This window comes from Burkholderia sp. IT-111MI5, from assembly GCF_949752865.1.
Lineage (GTDB): Bacteria > Pseudomonadota > Gammaproteobacteria > Burkholderiales > Burkholderiaceae > Burkholderia > Burkholderia pyrrocinia_C.
On the sequence record NZ_CATKIF010000055.1, the window covers coordinates 86,500 to 101,749 of the forward strand.

General features: G+C 68.9%; 14 protein-coding genes and 1 riboswitch. Of the genes, 5 read left to right on the plus strand and 9 right to left on the minus strand.

The window, feature by feature from the left end:
* The first annotated feature begins 299 nt into the window (after positions 1-299).
* Positions 300-1,955, plus strand: a complete 1,656-nt coding sequence (locus ACM6JT_RS27580; protein ID WP_414857690.1) for a hypothetical protein — start codon at positions 300-302, stop codon at positions 1,953-1,955.
* Positions 1,956-1,986: 31 nt separating this feature from the next.
* Here ACM6JT_RS27580 and lnt read toward each other — a convergent pair whose 3' ends face one another.
* The 8 genes from lnt to ACM6JT_RS27620 form a co-directional block, all read right to left on the minus strand.
* Positions 1,987-3,678 carry an apolipoprotein N-acyltransferase gene (gene lnt / locus ACM6JT_RS27585; RefSeq protein WP_414857691.1) on the minus strand — a complete coding sequence of 564 codons (1,692 nt, stop codon included), beginning with the start codon at positions 3,676-3,678 and terminating at the stop codon, positions 1,987-1,989.
* A gap of 52 nt (positions 3,679-3,730) precedes the next feature.
* On the minus strand, positions 3,731-4,618 hold the full coding sequence (locus ACM6JT_RS27590; protein WP_034178974.1) for an HlyC/CorC family transporter: 888 nt from the start codon (positions 4,616-4,618) through the stop codon (positions 3,731-3,733).
* 386 nt (positions 4,619-5,004) lie between these two features.
* Complete coding sequence (locus ACM6JT_RS27595) at positions 5,005-5,154, minus strand: hypothetical protein (protein ID WP_165948079.1); 150 nt, start codon at positions 5,152-5,154, stop codon at positions 5,005-5,007.
* Positions 5,155-5,224: 70 nt separating this feature from the next.
* Positions 5,225-5,857, minus strand: a complete 633-nt coding sequence (locus tag ACM6JT_RS27600; RefSeq protein ID WP_034178973.1) for a gamma-glutamylcyclotransferase — start codon at positions 5,855-5,857, stop codon at positions 5,225-5,227.
* Between the two features lie 12 nt (positions 5,858-5,869).
* Complete coding sequence (ybeY, locus tag ACM6JT_RS27605; RefSeq protein WP_105391413.1) at positions 5,870-6,646, minus strand: rRNA maturation RNase YbeY; 777 nt, start codon at positions 6,644-6,646, stop codon at positions 5,870-5,872.
* A 142-nt stretch (positions 6,647-6,788) separates the two neighbouring features.
* On the minus strand, positions 6,789-7,832 hold the full coding sequence (locus ACM6JT_RS27610; RefSeq protein ID WP_105391414.1) for a PhoH family protein: 1,044 nt from the start codon (positions 7,830-7,832) through the stop codon (positions 6,789-6,791).
* 29 nt (positions 7,833-7,861) lie between these two features.
* The gene (miaB, locus tag ACM6JT_RS27615) at positions 7,862-9,235 is read right to left on the minus strand and encodes a tRNA (N6-isopentenyl adenosine(37)-C2)-methylthiotransferase MiaB (protein WP_407970856.1); all 1,374 of its coding nucleotides are present in this window, start codon (positions 9,233-9,235) and stop codon (positions 7,862-7,864) included.
* A gap of 214 nt (positions 9,236-9,449) precedes the next feature.
* Entirely contained in the window at positions 9,450-10,382 is a 933-nt protein-coding gene (locus tag ACM6JT_RS27620; protein ID WP_034178969.1) for a LysR family transcriptional regulator, read from the minus strand.
* Between the two features lie 146 nt (positions 10,383-10,528).
* Here ACM6JT_RS27620 and ACM6JT_RS27625 point away from each other — a divergent pair, with 146 nt between their 5' ends.
* From ACM6JT_RS27625 to ACM6JT_RS27640, 4 genes are all read left to right on the plus strand, one after another.
* Positions 10,529-11,704, plus strand: a complete 1,176-nt coding sequence (locus ACM6JT_RS27625; RefSeq protein WP_407970855.1) for an MFS transporter — start codon at positions 10,529-10,531, stop codon at positions 11,702-11,704.
* Positions 11,705-11,921: 217 nt separating this feature from the next.
* Positions 11,922-12,605, plus strand: coding sequence for a helix-turn-helix domain-containing protein (locus ACM6JT_RS27630; protein ID WP_034178967.1), 684 nt, complete (start codon positions 11,922-11,924; stop codon positions 12,603-12,605).
* Positions 12,606-12,791: 186 nt separating this feature from the next.
* A riboswitch (FMN riboswitch) is annotated at positions 12,792-12,940 on the plus strand.
* Positions 12,941-13,058: 118 nt separating this feature from the next.
* On the plus strand, positions 13,059-13,769 hold the full coding sequence (ribB, locus tag ACM6JT_RS27635) for a 3,4-dihydroxy-2-butanone-4-phosphate synthase (RefSeq protein WP_414857692.1): 711 nt from the start codon (positions 13,059-13,061) through the stop codon (positions 13,767-13,769).
* 187 nt (positions 13,770-13,956) lie between these two features.
* Positions 13,957-14,190, plus strand: coding sequence for a hypothetical protein (locus tag ACM6JT_RS27640; protein WP_414857693.1), 234 nt, complete (start codon positions 13,957-13,959; stop codon positions 14,188-14,190).
* A 207-nt stretch (positions 14,191-14,397) separates the two neighbouring features.
* Here the strand turns inward: ACM6JT_RS27640 and ACM6JT_RS27645 are convergent, their stop codons facing one another.
* A complete protein-coding gene (locus ACM6JT_RS27645) occupies positions 14,398-15,084 on the minus strand; it encodes an HAD family hydrolase (RefSeq protein ID WP_217591231.1) in 687 nt (228 codons plus the stop codon).
* Positions 15,085-15,250: the final 166 nt, after the last annotated feature.

The following is a 15,250-nucleotide window of genomic DNA, read 5'->3' on the forward strand; positions in this document are numbered from 1 at the left end:
GCTCCGTTGCGGGCCGCGCTCCGGGCAGGGCCCCGAGGGTCGGCTCGCGCGGCGGCGCGGCTTGTTAGTGTGCTGAAACGTGTAATTTTACCGGATCGGCGACCGGATGCGGCCGGAACGCTGGCGAGGCCGCTGCCGGCCCGCTTCCTGCGGCCTCGCCAGCGTGACCCCGTGCGCTCCGCGCAGGCGCATACGGCCCGTCGCGACACGCGTGCCGCGACGCTTCGCGCGGGCGTTAAGATGCGCGTATTGCGGCTCGCGCGACGCGTGCCGCGCCACCGCTTGCAGGCTCCGATCGCATGGACGACCCGACCGACATCCTCATTCCGCTGCTTCCGCCGTTCCTTGCGCTGCTCCGGCACGCCGCCGATGCGCAGGCGCGCGGCGAGCGCGCCGCGCACGATCTGTGGCTCGCCGCAGCCGCCCATCTGCATGCGGTCGACGCCGATGCGCTCGCGCAGCTCACATCGACGCTCGTCGCGCGGCAGCGCACGGCCGACGCGCTCGCGCTCGCCGAATGCGCGGCGCGCGTGCGGCCGGGCGCGGCCGCGCACTTCAATCACGGCTATACGCTGCAGATGGCCGGCCGTCACGCGGACGCGGTCGCGCCGTACCGTGCGGCGCTGGCGGCCGATGCCGGCTGGCCGTCGCTGCGCAACAACCTCGCGATCGCGCTGCGGCTGTCGGGCGGCGACCGCACGGAGGAAATCGCGCTGCTCGACGCGGCCGTGAACGCCGATCCGCGCGACGTGCAGGCGTGGATCAACCTCGTCGTCGCGCGGCTCGCGACGCACGACCTCGACGGCGCGCTCGCGTGCGCCGCGCGGCTCGCCGACCTCGCGCCCGACAACGCGCTCGCGATGAACAACGTCGCGATGGCGATGAAGGAGGCGCAGCGCTGGGACGACGCCGAGCGTTACGCGGCGCGCGCGTGCGAGCTGGCGCCCGACGACGCGTCGTTCCGTTTCAATCTCGCGATCATCCAGCTCGTGCGCGGCAATCACGCGGCCGGCTGGCGCGGCCACGAGGCGCGCTGGGACGGCGCCGGCGAACTGCGCGGCCGCCGGCCGGCGCTGCCGGGCCCGCGCTGGCAGGGCGAGCCGCTCGCGGGCAAGACGCTGCTCGTATGGGGCGAGCAGGGGCTCGGCGACGTGCTGCAGTTCTGCCGCTTCGTCACGCCGCTCGCCGAGCGCGTGCATCGCGAGGGCGGCCGGCTCGCGTGGAACACGTTCCCGCAGGTGGGCACGCTGATGCAGCGCAGCCTGGGCGCGCAGGCGGACGCGTTCGGCGCGGGCGGCGGCGTCGACGCGCTGCCTGCATTCGATTACGAAGTGCCGCTGATCGGCCTGCCGCTGATGCTCGGCATGGAAGCGTCGACGCTGGCGTCGTCGGTGCCGTACTTGCGGGCCGATCCGGATGCGCGCGATGCGTGGCGCGCGCGGCTCGCGGGCGACCGCCGGCTGAAGGTCGGGCTCGTGTGGACGGGCAGTGCGGGCCACCAGCGCAATCCGTTCCGGCGCGTCGGGCTCGAGCGTTATGCCGATGCGTTCCGCGGGATCGACGGGGTCGCGTTTTATTCGCTGCAGCCGGGCGCGGATGCGGATGTCGCGGCGGCGCGTGCAGCCGGCTTCGCGATCGAGGACTTCACGGCGGAACTGAAGAGCTTCGACGATACGGCCGCGTTCATCGGCGCGCTGGATCTCGTGATCACCGTGTGCACGTCGGTTGCGCACCTGTCCGGCGCGCTCGGTGCGCGCACCTGGGTGCTGCTCGACGTGAATCCGCACTGGCCGTGGCTGCTCGAACGCAAGGACAGCCCGTGGTATCCGACCGCGACGCTGTATCGGCAGCGGACGTTCGGCGCGTGGGAACCGGTGATGGAGGAGGTGGCGGGTGATTTGCGGAGCCTGGCCGCGCAGCCGGCTCAATCGGACCGATCGGCCCGGCAGGCCTGAGCGGCCGACCGCATTGCGGTCACGGGCCGCGTCATGCGCGCCGGTCGTCGTCGGGCTTCGCGCCGTTGCGCCGGCGCAGCCCCGGCCCGAACGTGAAGCCGAACGCAAGCAGCACGAACGACACCGCGAGCACGATGTTGTTGCCGCTCGTCACGTACGGCGTGAAGCCGCTCGTGCCTTCGATCCGCACGTCGAGCGAGCCGATCGTGAACGGCTTCAACTGGCCGAGCACGCGCCCGTGCGCGTCGATCGCGGCCGTCATCCCGGTATTGGTCGAGCGCAGCATCGGCCGGCCCGTTTCGAGCGAGCGCATCCGCGCGATCTGCAGGTGCTGGTCGAGCGCGATCGTGTCGCCGAACCATGCGAGGTTCGTCACGTTGACGAGCACGCCGGGCGGTTGAGGATTGTCGCGGATCGTTGCGGCGATTTCCTCGCCGAACAGATCCTCGTAGCAGATGTCGGCCATCACGGGCTGGTTGTGCACGAGGAACGGCTTCTGTACCGGCGCGCCGCGCGCGAAATCGCCGAGCGGCATCTTCATCAGGTCGACGAACCACCGGAAGCCCCACGGAATGAATTCGCCGAAGGGCACGAGGTGGTGCTTGTCGTAGTGATAGATGTCGCGCGAGTTCGGCGTCACGCCGTACAGGCTGTTCGTATAGTCGACGTAGCGGCCTTCCTCGGTCACCGACGCGCCGACCGCGCCGAACAGCACGGCCGAACCGGTCGTGTCGCTGAACTTGCGGATCGCGACGGCGAACGGTTCGGGCAGTTCCTGGATCATCACCGCGATCGCGGTCTCGGGCGTGACGATCAGGTCGGCCGGCTTCTCGACGATCATCTGCTGGTACATCTTGATCGCCGCGTCGATGCCTTCCTGCTCGAACTTGATGTCCTGCTTCACATTGCCCTGCAGCAGCCGCACGGTGAGCGGCGCGTTCGCGGGCACGGTCCACGTGACCTGCGACAGCCCGAGGCCGGCCGCGACGAGCGCGACGGCGACGCCGGCCGGCGCGGCGATACGCACGCGCGCGTTGCCGCCGGTGCTGCCTTCACGCAAGGGCGACGGGCGCGCGACGGCGAGCGCCTGCACGACCAGCGCGGCGAACAGTGCGAGCACCCACGCGATCCCGTACACGCCGACGATCGGCGCGAAGCCCGCGAACGGGCCGTCGACCTGCGGGTAGCCGCTCGCGAGCCACGGAAAACCGGTGAGCAGCGTGCCGCGCAGCCATTCGCCGAAGGCCCACGCGCTCGCGAACGCGAACGCGCCGTGCCAGGTCGGCGAGAACGGCCGCGGGTCGGGCGCGCGGCGATGCCACGCATGGCCCGCGCAGAACGACCACAGCCCGGCCGAGAACGCCGGGTACAGCGACAGGTACAGCGAGAACAGCACGAGCGCGCCGCCCGCGAGCGGCGCGGCCATCTCGCCGTATACGTGCATGCTGATGTAGAGCCACCAGATGCCGCTGATGAAGTTGCCGAAGCCGAACGCGCCGCCCGTGAGCGCGGCGCCGCGCCAGCTCGACGTGCGCGTCAGTTGCGCGAAAAACCAGACGAATACGGCGAGCTGCAGCCAGCCGCCGTGCGGCGTCGGTGCGAAGCTGAGCGTATTGGCCGCGCCGGCGAGCAGCGCGGCCGGGTAATGCCAGCGTGGCAGCGCGCGGCCGGGTGCCGGCGCGAGAAGGCCGCCAGCCGGGCGGGACGGGATCGGATCGTCCATGTGAAGCGGAAGTGGGCGAGCGGTTGAAGGAGACGCGGCTGGCGCGGGACGGTCAGTCCTCGTGCGAGGTTTCGGCGCGACGGCTGGCGAGCGGGTTGCGGCGTACCAGCAGCACATGAACCTGGCGCGCATCGCCGCGCTGGATCTCGAATACGAGGTTGCCGAGCTGCAGCTTCTCGCCGCGGTGCGGCACGCGTCCGAAATGATGGGTGATCAGGCCGCCGATCGTATCGACTTCGTCGTCGGGGAAATCGGTGCCGAACGCCTCGTTGAACTGTTCGATCTCGGTAAGCGCGCGCACGCGGTAGCGGCCGTCCGGCCCTGCGATGATGTTGCCGGCTTCCTCGTCGAAGTCGTATTCGTCCTCGATGTCGCCGACGATCTGCTCGAGCACGTCCTCGATCGTGATCAGGCCCGCGACGCCGCCGTATTCGTCGACGACGATCGCGAGGTGGTTGCGGTTCACGCGGAAGTCGTGCAGCAGCACGTTCAGGCGCTTCGATTCGGGAATGAACACGGCCGGGCGCAGCATCCCGCGCACGTCGAACTCTTCTTCGGCGTAGAAGCGCAGCAGATCCTTCGCGAGCAGCACGCCGATCACGTTGTCGCGGTTCTCCTCGAACACGGGGTAGCGCGAGTGCGCCTTTTCGAGGACGAACGGGATGAAATCTTCGGGTTTGTCGGCGATGTTGATCGCGTCCATCTGCGCACGCGGCACCATGATGTCGCGCGCGCACAGGTCGGATACCTGGAACACGCCTTCGATCATCGACAGCGAATCGGCGTCGATCAGGTTGCGTTCGTGGGCGTCCTGGAGGATTTCCAGCAGCTCGCCGCGGGATTCGGGCTCGGGCGAGATGAAGTCGGTCAGGCGCTCGAGGAGCGAGCGCTTTTCTTGCGGTTTGTCGGTTGGCTTACGACTGGGATACGAATCGTTCATGGTGGTGCGCCCGGGTCGTGCCGGGGCGCGCTGTCACGGAGTAGGCAAGGATACACCAAGGGCACGACGCGACCGTGTCACCCCGGCCGTGCGGCCAGGGTGCGCAGCCCGCGCGGGCCTGCTCGCGGACGGCCGCGCCGGGCGCGGCATCGTCCTCGTGTCCATCCTATCCCAGAAAAGGGCGGCGGCGCAGCCGCGGCAAAAATCGGGTGTGGGCAGGACGGGGGCGGCGTGGAAAGGCGACCGGCCGGCCGGTCGGTACCGGGGCGGCATTCTGCCGCACGCGATCGCGCCCGGCGCGCGGCTCTCAAGAAAACGCCGGGCCGCCCCAAGTCTTCTTGACCCTCTCGGGGGGGCCTGGCGCGAAGCGACAGGTCCGGGGGCGCTCAGAACCGCATGCCGGTCGAGCAGCCGCCGGCGGCCGCGCCGTTGGTCGCGGCGCCGCCGCAGCCGAGTATTCCGCAGCCGGACAGCGCGACGCTCGCGGCGACGATCAGCGCGGCGACCTTGCAGCGGGACCAGCGTGATGGTTTCATCGGCAGGAACCTCGTTCGAATGCGCAGGGAGCGCGGTTTCGCGCAGCGGCAAGCCGGGCGTCGCGTTGCGTCACCGGCATCGCGCGAGCAGCCCTTCCAGCGCGCGATCGGGGATGCCGCTCGCGCGCAGCGCGTCGACCGTGCGGCTCACGTAGTCGAGCGTCGTGCCGTAGCGGCCGGCCGCGCAGCCGAACACTTCCTTCACGACGGAGTCGGACAGCTTGCCCGTATAGGTCGGCGCGTCGCGGCGCATCACGAACGCGAGCGCGTTCACGCGTTCGCCGTTCTCGAGCGAGCACGGCAGCCACGCGGGCCGGTACGAACCCATCGGCATCTCGCGCTTCCACAGCGTCTCGAGGTGCGGCTGCGCGGTCGGGCCCGAGAGCCGGAACGCGATGCCCGAGCACGAGCCGCCGCGATCGAGCGCCAGCACGAGGCCCGGACGTTCGGGCGTGCCGCGGTTCACGCGCGACCACAGGTAGAGCCCGCGATGGTAGCCGTGCACCTTGCCGCGCACGGCGGCGACGGTCGGCAACCCCGGGTTCCAGATCAGCGAGCCATAGCCGAACAGCCAGAGGTCCTGCCGGCCGTCCCAGTCGCGCATCGTATGCGCGAGCGATGCCGCGAGCTCGTCTTCCGTCAGCAGCCGCCCGTCGCCGATCGACGGCGGGTAGGCGGGCGGGAGCATCGCGGCGTTGCGCATCGTGCGGCCGGCTTACTGGTACGGGTTCGGGAAGCCCAGCTTCGCGAGGATGTCGACTTCGAGCGCTTCCATTTCGGCCGCGTCCTCGTCGCTCGTCTCGTGGTCGTAGCCCTGCGCGTGCAGCGCACCGTGCACCAGCAGGTGCGCGTAGTGGGCCGTGAGCGGCTTGCCCTGGTCGTGCGCTTCCTGCTCGACGACCGGGCAGCACAGCACGAGGTCGCCGATCACGGTGCCGTCGGGCGCCGCGTCGTACGCGAAGGTCAGCACGTTGGTCGGGTAGTCCTTGTGGCGGTAGCCGGCGTTCAGCGTGCGGCCTTCGTTTTCGCCGACGAAGCGCACGGTGAGCTGCGCGCCGGCGAACAGCGCCGGCTCGATCCATTCGGCGATCAGCTTGCGCTTGGGTAGCGTCTTGCGCACGTCGCTCGTGATTTCGTCGCCGTATTGCACGGACAGGTCGAGTTCCGGCTCGTGCAGCGCGTCTTCGATTTCGTCTTCGCGCGGCGCGAGCTCGGCGCCCACGTGCAGCGTCACGCTGTCGTAGTGCTCGGGCTGCAGCGCCAGCTTCGCGCGCATCGCGGGATCGTTGTGCTGCGCGACGATCGCGACGGCCGCGTCCCCCGAGCTGCCCGACAGGTCGAACATCAGGCTGCGGCCGTCCGGGAAGTCGATTCGCAGCCCCTGTGCGTTGACGGTCCGGGCCTTGCCCTTCGCATCGAACAGCGAAAGACGGGGGGATTCGGGCGCGGCGGACTGGGCGCGCCCGGACTTGCGAGAACGGGAGGATTTCATGACACGTGCGGCGATTGGAACGCGTTGAGGATACACCAAACGGCCGATCGCGCCCGAATTCGCGCGGGCGAAAAAAGGCCCGGCGCGCCGTCTGGCGGGCCGGGCCGGCTGGCCGGGGCAGCGCGCGGGCGCCGCCGGCCGGTCAGCTGTCCTGGTGCTGCGCGTGGAACTCGTCGTACGCCTCGACGATGCGCGCGACGAGCGGATGGCGCACGACGTCCGCGCTCGTGAAACGCGTGAGCGCGATGCCGCGCACGCCGCTCAGCACCTGCTGCGCCTCGACGAGGCCGCTCTTGTGGCCGCGCGGCAGGTCGACCTGGCTCGTGTCGCCGGTCACGACCGCCTTCGAGCCGAAGCCGATCCGCGTGAGGAACATCTTCATCTGCTCGGGCGTGGTGTTCTGCGCCTCGTCGAGAATGATGAACGCGTGGTTCAGCGTGCGGCCGCGCATGTACGCGAGCGGCGCGATCTCGATCATCTGGCGCTCGAACATCTTCGCGGTCTTGTCGAAGCCGAGCAGGTCGTACAGCGCGTCGTACAGCGGACGCAGGTACGGGTCGACCTTCTGCGCGAGGTCGCCCGGCAGGAAGCCGAGCCGCTCGCCGGCCTCGACGGCCGGGCGCGTCAGCACGATCCGCTTGACCTGGTCGCGCTCGAGCGCGTCGACCGCGCACGCGACCGCGAGGTAGGTCTTGCCGGTGCCGGCCGGCCCGATGCCGAGCGTGACGTCGTGCGACAGGATCTGCTTCAGGTATTCGCGCTGCGCGGGCGTGCGGCCGCGCAGGTCGGCGCGCCGCGTGTAGAGCTTCGGCCCCTGCTCTTCGAGCGCCTCGTCGTCGAGCTGCACGACAGGCTCGTCGAACGGATGGTCGGGGTCGCCGCGAAAGCGCACGTCGAGCGTGTTCTCGCGGCCGTTGCCGGCGGTGTGGCGCACTTCGACCAGCGCGAGCTGGATGTCGTCGACCGACAGCGGATCGCGCGCGCGGTTGTAGAAGTTGTCGAGCGCCGCGAGCGCGAGCTTGGCGCCGCGCCCGCGGATCGTGATCCGGTGGCCGCGCCGCGCGAGCGTCACGTCGAGCGCCTGTTCGATCTGCCGCAGGTTTTCGTCGAGCGGGCCGCAGAGATTGGCGAGGCGCGCGTTGTCGTCGCGCGGCGCGATGAATTCCAGGGGGTGGGCGGGCTTCAAAGTGGCGTCGGGCTCCGGTGATGCGTCGGTCAGTGGGTGGCCGCGCTCGCGTCGTCGCTGACGAGCACGAGCTCGCCGCGCAGCGAATGCGGGTACGCATGGTTGATCTTCACGTCGATCATCTGGCCGATCAGGCGCGGGTGCGACGCGAGCGGCGCCGGGAAATTCACGACCCGGTTGTTCTCGGTACGGCCCGCGAGTTCGTTCGGGTCCTTGCGCGACGGGCCCTCGACGAGGATCCGCTCGACCTTCCCGACCATCGACTGGCTGATGCGCGCGACGTTCTCCTCGATGGTCGCCTGCAGATGTTGCAGGCGTTTGAGCTTCACTTCGCGCGGCGTGTCGTCGTGCAGGTTCGCGGCCGGCGTGCCGGGGCGTGGGCTGTAGATGAACGAGAAGCTCGTGTCGTAGCTCATGTCGTGCACGAGCGCCATCATCTTGTCGAAATCGTCCTCGGTCTCGCCGGGGAAGCCGACGATCATGTCGGTCGACAACGACAGGTCGGGGCGGATCGCGCGCAGCTTGCGGATCACCGACTTGTATTCGAGCACCGTGTAGCCGCGCTTCATCGCCATCAGGATGCGGTCGGAACCGTGCTGCACGGGCAGGTGCAGGTGGCTCACGAGCTTCGGCACCTTCGCGTAGGTGTCGATCAGCCGCTGCGTGAATTCCTTCGGGTGCGACGTCGTGTAGCGGATCCGCTCGATGCCGGGGATGTCGGCGACGTATTCGATCAGCGTCGCGAAATCGGCGATCTCGGATGCGCCGGCCGTCAGCGCGCCGCGATACGCGTTCACGTTCTGGCCGAGCAGCGTGACTTCGCGCACGCCCTGGTCGGCGAGGCCGGCCACTTCGGTCAGCACGTCGTCGAGCGGGCGCGACACTTCGTCGCCGCGCGTGTACGGCACCACACAGTAGCTGCAGTACTTCGAGCAGCCTTCCATGATCGACACGAACGCGCTCGGCCCCTCGACGCGCGCGGGCGGCAGGTGGTCGAACTTTTCGATTTCGGGGAACGTGATGTCGACCTGCGCGCGGCCGCTCGCGCGGCGCGCGTCGATCATCTGCGGCAGGCGGTGCAGCGTCTGCGGGCCGAACACGAGGTCGACGTACGGTGCGCGCGACACGATCGACGCGCCTTCCTGGCTCGCGACGCAGCCGCCGACGCCGATCAGCAGGCCGGGCTTCGCTTCCTTCAGCTCGCGCACGCGGCCGAGATCGGAGAACACCTTCTCCTGCGCCTTTTCACGCACCGAGCACGTGTTGAACAGGATGACGTCCGCGTCTTCGGGGTTGTCGGTCTTTTCGAGGCCTTCGGCCGCATTGAGCACGTCCACCATCTTGTCCGAGTCGTACTCGTTCATCTGGCAGCCGAAGGTCTTTACGTAAACTTTCTTGGTCATGGGGATTCGCCGTTCGCAGTGGTTGACCTGGGGGCGTCGTCAAGGGTGAATCGGGACGGCCGTACGCTGCACGCAGGTTGCGCGCGTCAAGCATGAAAGGCCGTCGGGAAAGCTTTCCATTATAGCTTTTCGCGCTGCGCCGGACGGCCGGCGGGTTGCGGCCGCGCGACGTCGATCGTCAGATTCCGACCCTTGAGCGGCCATGCATCGGCCGTCAGCGGCACGCGTTCAGCAGGTCGTCGAGCGCGGCTTCCTCGCGCGCGAAGCGTTCGGCGAGAAAGTCGAGCAGCACGCGCACGCGCGGCGCCATGTAGCGCTTGCTGTGATAGATCGCGTGCAGCGGCGCGTCCTGGTGCCGCCAGTCGGGCAGCAGCACGCGCAGCCGGCCCGCGCGGACGTCGTCGGCGATGTCCCACAGCGATTTCAGCGCAATGCCGTGGCCGCGCAGCGTCCATTCGCGCGTGAGGCCGCCGTCGTTGGTCTCGAATGCGGTCGCGACCGGCACCCTGTGGATCTGCACCTCGTCGCCGCGCGTGAAGTGCCAGACGTTCATCGGACCGGACGCGATCGTGATCACGTTGCACGGAAAGCGGGCCAGATCGTGCGGATCGGCCGGCACGCCGTGGCGCTCGACGAACGACGGCGCCGCGCACAGCACGCGCCGGTTCGTCGCGAGACGGCGGGCGATCAGCGCACCGTCGGGCGGCGCGGCGAAGCGGATCGCGAGGTCGATCTCGTCCTGCCACAGGTTCGACGACGAATCGGACGCCGTCAGCGCGAACGTGACGTCGGGATGGCGTGTCGTGAATTCGTCGAGCCAGTCGAGCAACTGGTTGCGGCCGAAATCGGACGTCGACGACAGCCGCACCTTGCCGCCGACGACGTTGCGGCCTTCCTGCAGCATCGCGTCCGCGTCGTCGAGCGCCTGCAGCGCCTGGCGGCAGCAGTTCAGGTACAGCCGGCCTTCGTCGGTGAGCCGCAATTGCCGCGTCGAACGTTCGAACAGCCGTGTCGCGGTCTTCGCCTCGAGTTTCGCGAGGCGCGCGCTCGCGGCGGCCGGCGTGAGGTTCAGCTTGCGGCCGGCAGCGGACAGGCTGCCCAGTTCCGCCGCCTCGACGAATAGCCGGATATCGCCCAGTCGATCCATTCGATTTTCCAGAGTTTTTTGAAAATGGTTCAAATGCCACGCCAATTATCAAATATAGGCATCTTCGGGACAATGCGCGCACATCCCGCTTCTTGTGCGGTGCGGCACCGACCGGGCGCCGCTTCCGCCGCCCTCCGGAGAACGTCATGCCCATCCCGTTACTGGCGCTCGCGATCAGCGCCTTCGCCATCGGCACCACCGAATTCATCATCATGGGCCTGCTGCCCGAGGTCGCGCACGATCTCGCCGTTTCGCTGCCGTCGGCCGGCCTGCTCGTCACCGGTTACGCGCTCGGCGTCGCGGTCGGCGCGCCGTTGCTCGCGGTGCTGACGAGCCGCATGCCGCGCAAGGCTGCGCTGCAGTTGCTGATGGCGATCTTCATCGTCGGCAACGTGCTGTGCGCCACCGCGTCCGGCTACGCGATGCTGATGGTCGCGCGCGTGGTTACGTCGTTCGCGCACGGGTCATTCTTCGGGATCGGCGCGGTGGTCGCCGCGTCGCTCGTGCCGGCCGACAAGCGGGCGAGCGCAATCGCGCTGATGTTCACGGGGCTCACGCTGTCGAACGTGCTCGGCGTGCCGTTCGGCACGTTCGTCGGCCAGCTGCTCGGCTGGCGCGCGTCGTTCTGGATCGTCGCCGCGCTCGGCGTGCTGGCGCTCGGCGGCGTGGCCGCGCTCGTGCCGAACCGCCACGACGGCGGGCCGGTCGGCCTCGGCCACGAGGTGCGCGTGCTGAAGGAGCCGCAGGTGTGGCTCGCACTGCTGATGACCGTGCTCGGCTTCGGCGGCGTGTTCGTCGTGTTCACGTATATCGCGCCGATTCTCGAGACGGTGTCGGGCTACTCGCCGCGCTCGGTCGCGCTGATCCTCGTGCTGTTCGGCGCGGGGCTGACGATCGGCAATACGATCGGCGGCAAGCTCGCCGACCGCGCGCTGATGCCGTCGCTGGTCGCGATCCTCGTCGCGCTGATGGCCGTGATGGCCGTGTTCGCCAAAACGAGCCACCTGCCGGTCGCGGCCGCCGTCACCGTGTTCGTATGGGGGATGGTCGCGTTCGCGACGGTGCCGCCGCTGCAGGCGCGCGTGGTCGAGAAGGCCGCGAGCGCGCCGAATCTCGCGTCGACGCTCAATATCGGCGCGTTCAACGTCGGCAATGCGGGCGGCGCGTGGCTCGGCGGCCTCGCGCTGGAACACGGCTTCGCGCTCGATGCGCTGCCGTGGGTTGCCGTCGCGGTGACGTTCGCGGCGCTCGTCGTCACGTGGCTCGCGATGCGGCTCGATGCGCGCGGTCCGGCGCGCGGCGCGGCGCCGGCGGCACAATGAGCGGCGCGATGGTGGCGTGACGGCGACGCCATAGCGGCAGGAAAAGGTTCGCGAGAAACGCATTCCTCCGCGATGCTGATAACGGTGTGAAGATAACTTCGTTTGCCCGCGCAAGGCCGGGTGATAGCGTCTCGATACGCGCCGTTGCAGGCGCAACCCGATTCCGATCCCGGCTTACCCCATACGCAGGGCCGCGCGGCGGCCCGGAGGCAATGCTATGTCTTCATCCCTGGCGCTGGTGCGCGACGTGTCTTCCTTCGAGTCCGGCAACGCCGCCGACGTGCGGGCATCCGCGTCGCTCGATGTCCTCGAACAGGTCGTCGGCGTGAATCTCGCGCGCTTGCGCGCCGAGCGGCAACTGTCGCTCGATGCGCTCGCGCGGCTGTCCGGCGTGTCGCGCGCGATGCTCGCGCAGATCGAGTCGGCGCGCAGCGTGCCGTCGATCAAGGTGCTCTGCAAGATTGCCGCGGCGCTGAAGGTGTCGGTCGCCGCGTTCCTGCGCCGCCATGCGGTGAACGGCTTCGAACACCTGGCGGCCGAGCGCGCGTCGCGCGTCGTCAGCTCGAACGGCCGTTTCTCGGCGCGCGCACTGTACCCGGAAGGCGAGCCGGCCGCGGCCGAATTCCACGAGCTGCGGATCGCGCCGCTGCATACGGAGCCCGGCACGCGCCGCGCGCCCGGCACGACGGTCAACCTCGTCGTCAGCGAGGGCACGCTCGAAGTCAGCGTGCATGACCGCCGCCAGTTGCTCGCGACCGGCGACGCGATCGTGTTCGATGCCGACCAGCCGTACAGCCTGCGCAACCCGGGCGACAGCGAAGCGCGCGCGTTTCGCGTGACGGTGAGCCCCGAGGTGCCGCCGCGCTGGCTCGTGCCCGACGCGGCGCACGCGGCCGGTTGATCGTGCGGGTCGCACGGAGCGGTTGCCGTCCCCATATCGGGCGGGACCGCAGCGCGGCCGTCGGCCGTCTGGACGATGCCGTTAGACGGAGTCGTCAGTAAGGTTTTAGGTGCTGTTGGCTGCGCCATGCGCGCGGCTGTTGTATGCTTGGCCCGCCGCTGATGGGCAGCCCCCATCCGGCAATCAGTGCGTCTTCAGGGCGGGGCGAAATTCCCCACCGGCGGTAGGCTGGCGTAAGCCGGCGAGCCCGCGAGCGCCCGCGCCACCGCGCGGGGTCAGCAGATCTGGTCGAATGCCAGAGCCGACGGTCACAGTCCGGATGAGAGAAGATGTGCAGATAGTCATGTCCGCCAGGGCCGCTTCGCGATGCGTGCGAAGCGGGTTGTCGTTCTGTCTGTTTGCAATGCCCTGAAACGTTTTTCGCCCAAATCGTATTTGCGAGGAGCGTTTCACATGTCCTTGATGTCCGTTTCGTCGGCACCCGCCGACGCCTTTGCCGATCTCCCGTTGCTGGATTCCGAACCGGTGCCGCCGCGCATCGCCGCTGCGCTCGAAGCGATGCGCGCGGGCCGCGCGGTCGTGCTGCAGGACGACCACGACCGCGAGAACGAGGCCGACCTGATCGTCGCCGCCGAGCGCATCACGCCCGAGACGATGGCGCTGCTGATTCGCGAGTGCAGCGGCATCGTGTGCCTGTGCCTGACCGACGACACGGTGCGTGCGCTCGAACTGCCGCCGATGGTGCAGACCAACGAGAGCCGCAACGGCACCGCGTTCACCGTCTCGATCGAGGCACGCGAAGGCGTGCATACGGGCGTATCGGCGGCCGACCGCGTGACGACGATCCGCGCGGCGATCGCCGACGGAGCGAAGCCGCACGACATCGTGCGTCCCGGCCACGTGTTTCCGCTGCGTGCGCAACCGGGCGGCGTGCTCGCGCGCCGCGGTCACACCGAAGGCACGGTCGACCTGTCGATCCTTGCGGGCCTGAAGCCGGCTGGCGTGCTGTGCGAGCTGATGAATCCGGACGGCACGATGACGCGCGGCGACGACGTCGAGCGTTTCGCGCGACAGCACGGGCTGCCGATGCTGACGATCGCGGAACTCGTCGAATTCCGCGAGGCGCTGGCCGTTGCGCGCGAGGGCTGCTTGAGCGACGCGTAGAGGGCTGCACGCGTAGTCCCGAAATTTGGCGATTCGGCGATATTCGGCTTCCGGAGCGCTACCTATACTCGACCGGGCTCGTCGGCATGGCGAACCGATAGTCCGGTTCGTGGTGTCGTGCTTGCACAAGGAGCCCGCGGCGGTCACGCACGGGTGTCGATCACGAACCAACAGAGGTAGGGAAATCATGCGAACAATCAACATGACGGAACGCGCATGCGTCGGTGGCGGGGTAGGCGGCCAGAACGCGATTCAATTGCCGGAGGGCACCGTCGATGCGGGGTTTGCGGCCCACGAGATTATGACGGCGCGCCCCGTTTTGCCGGGAGCAGCGGTTGGCGGCTCACGTGGGCGCTATCTCATCTACAAGTTCCCGCACGGCTGTACCCTGCCGATGATCCCGCGAGAGTGGCTGCGTTAAGCGCCGACGGCCCGGCGTGAAGGCGGGCCGCCAGTACAGCGGGCCCGGCTTCACGCCGGGCATCGCACTGACAACATGTCCTGGCTGACCAAGCGCGGCAATTGGCTGGTCGGCTAGCGCCCCTGCAGAATTCCGCTGCACCTGCTGCGCTGAACGGCGCGTTCCGTTCGCGACGGCATATCGTCCAGCGCTGCCGTCGCGACACGTTCACGACTGCACGTCGCCGAATTCGCCGCGCATGCCGGCTTCGACGAGCGCCGGCAGTTCGTCCATCTTGCGCATGATCCGCGTGATGCCCATCGCGCGCAGCGCGTCCGCGTAGTTGTCGGGGATGTGGCTTGCGCCGACGAACGCGATCGTCTTCATCCCCGCCGCGCGCGCGGCATTCAACCCCGATACGCTGTCCTCGACGACGATGCAGCGCGCCGGCGCCACGCCGAGCGTCTGCGCCGCATGCAGGTAGACGTCGGGGTAGGGTTTCGGCCGCGACACCTGCTCGGAACTGAACACGCGTTCGCCGAAGATCTCGGTGAGCGACGCGCGCTTCAGCGAGTTGCGCACGCGCACGAGCCGGCTGTTCGACACGACGGCGGCCGGCAGGCTGACCTTCAGCAGCGCGTCGCGCACGCCGGTGATCGGCGCGAGCGATTGCGCCAGTGCGATCTCGATGTTGTGCTCGATGGTCTCGATGAAGTCGGCCGGCATCTCGACGCCGAAGCGGGATTCGAGCCCCGCGAGGAAACGCGACGTCTGCTGGCCGAACGCCGACTTCGCGGCGGCTTCGAAATCGATATGCGGGAAGGTGGCGGTCAGCGTGTCGAGCAGCACGCGGTCGGCGATGACTTCGCTGTCGACGAGCACGCCGTCGCAGTCGCAGATGAGGTGATCGAGCATGATGGTGAACAAGCGGGATATCGGCGACGCCGATCGATTCGCCATCATACGTGCTTTCACGCGCATGCCGCGCGACGTTTCGGCAAATCTGCCCGATGCGGCCGTGCCGTCGCGGCATTTCGTACAGGTGTGCTGCCGATCGTGCGACGGCGGCGGTCCGCTTGCA

What these genes read in the sequence shown, in the direction of transcription:
- ACM6JT_RS27590 (WP_034178974.1), bottom strand. Translation starts at nt 4,618, where the DNA reads ATGAACGATTCGTATCCCAGTCGTAAGCCAACCGACAAACCGCAAGAA.
- ACM6JT_RS27630 (WP_034178967.1), top strand. Translation starts at nt 11,922, where the DNA reads ATGTCTTCATCCCTGGCGCTGGTGCGCGACGTGTCTTCCTTCGAGTCC.
- ACM6JT_RS27595 (WP_165948079.1), bottom strand. Translation starts at nt 5,154, where the DNA reads ATGAAACCATCACGCTGGTCCCGCTGCAAGGTCGCCGCGCTGATCGTC.
- ybeY (WP_105391413.1), bottom strand. Translation starts at nt 6,646, where the DNA reads ATGAAATCCTCCCGTTCTCGCAAGTCCGGGCGCGCCCAGTCCGCCGCG.
- lnt (WP_414857691.1), bottom strand. Translation starts at nt 3,678, where the DNA reads ATGGACGATCCGATCCCGTCCCGCCCGGCTGGCGGCCTTCTCGCGCCG.
- ACM6JT_RS27640 (WP_414857693.1), top strand. Translation starts at nt 13,957, where the DNA reads ATGCGAACAATCAACATGACGGAACGCGCATGCGTCGGTGGCGGGGTA.
- ACM6JT_RS27600 (WP_034178973.1), bottom strand. Translation starts at nt 5,857, where the DNA reads ATGCGCAACGCCGCGATGCTCCCGCCCGCCTACCCGCCGTCGATCGGC.
- ACM6JT_RS27645 (WP_217591231.1), bottom strand. Translation starts at nt 15,084, where the DNA reads ATGCTCGATCACCTCATCTGCGACTGCGACGGCGTGCTCGTCGACAGC.
- miaB (WP_407970856.1), bottom strand. Translation starts at nt 9,235, where the DNA reads ATGACCAAGAAAGTTTACGTAAAGACCTTCGGCTGCCAGATGAACGAG.
- ribB (WP_414857692.1), top strand. Translation starts at nt 13,059, where the DNA reads ATGTCCTTGATGTCCGTTTCGTCGGCACCCGCCGACGCCTTTGCCGAT.
- ACM6JT_RS27620 (WP_034178969.1), bottom strand. Translation starts at nt 10,382, where the DNA reads ATGGATCGACTGGGCGATATCCGGCTATTCGTCGAGGCGGCGGAACTG.
- ACM6JT_RS27580 (WP_414857690.1), top strand. Translation starts at nt 300, where the DNA reads ATGGACGACCCGACCGACATCCTCATTCCGCTGCTTCCGCCGTTCCTT.
- ACM6JT_RS27625 (WP_407970855.1), top strand. Translation starts at nt 10,529, where the DNA reads ATGCCCATCCCGTTACTGGCGCTCGCGATCAGCGCCTTCGCCATCGGC.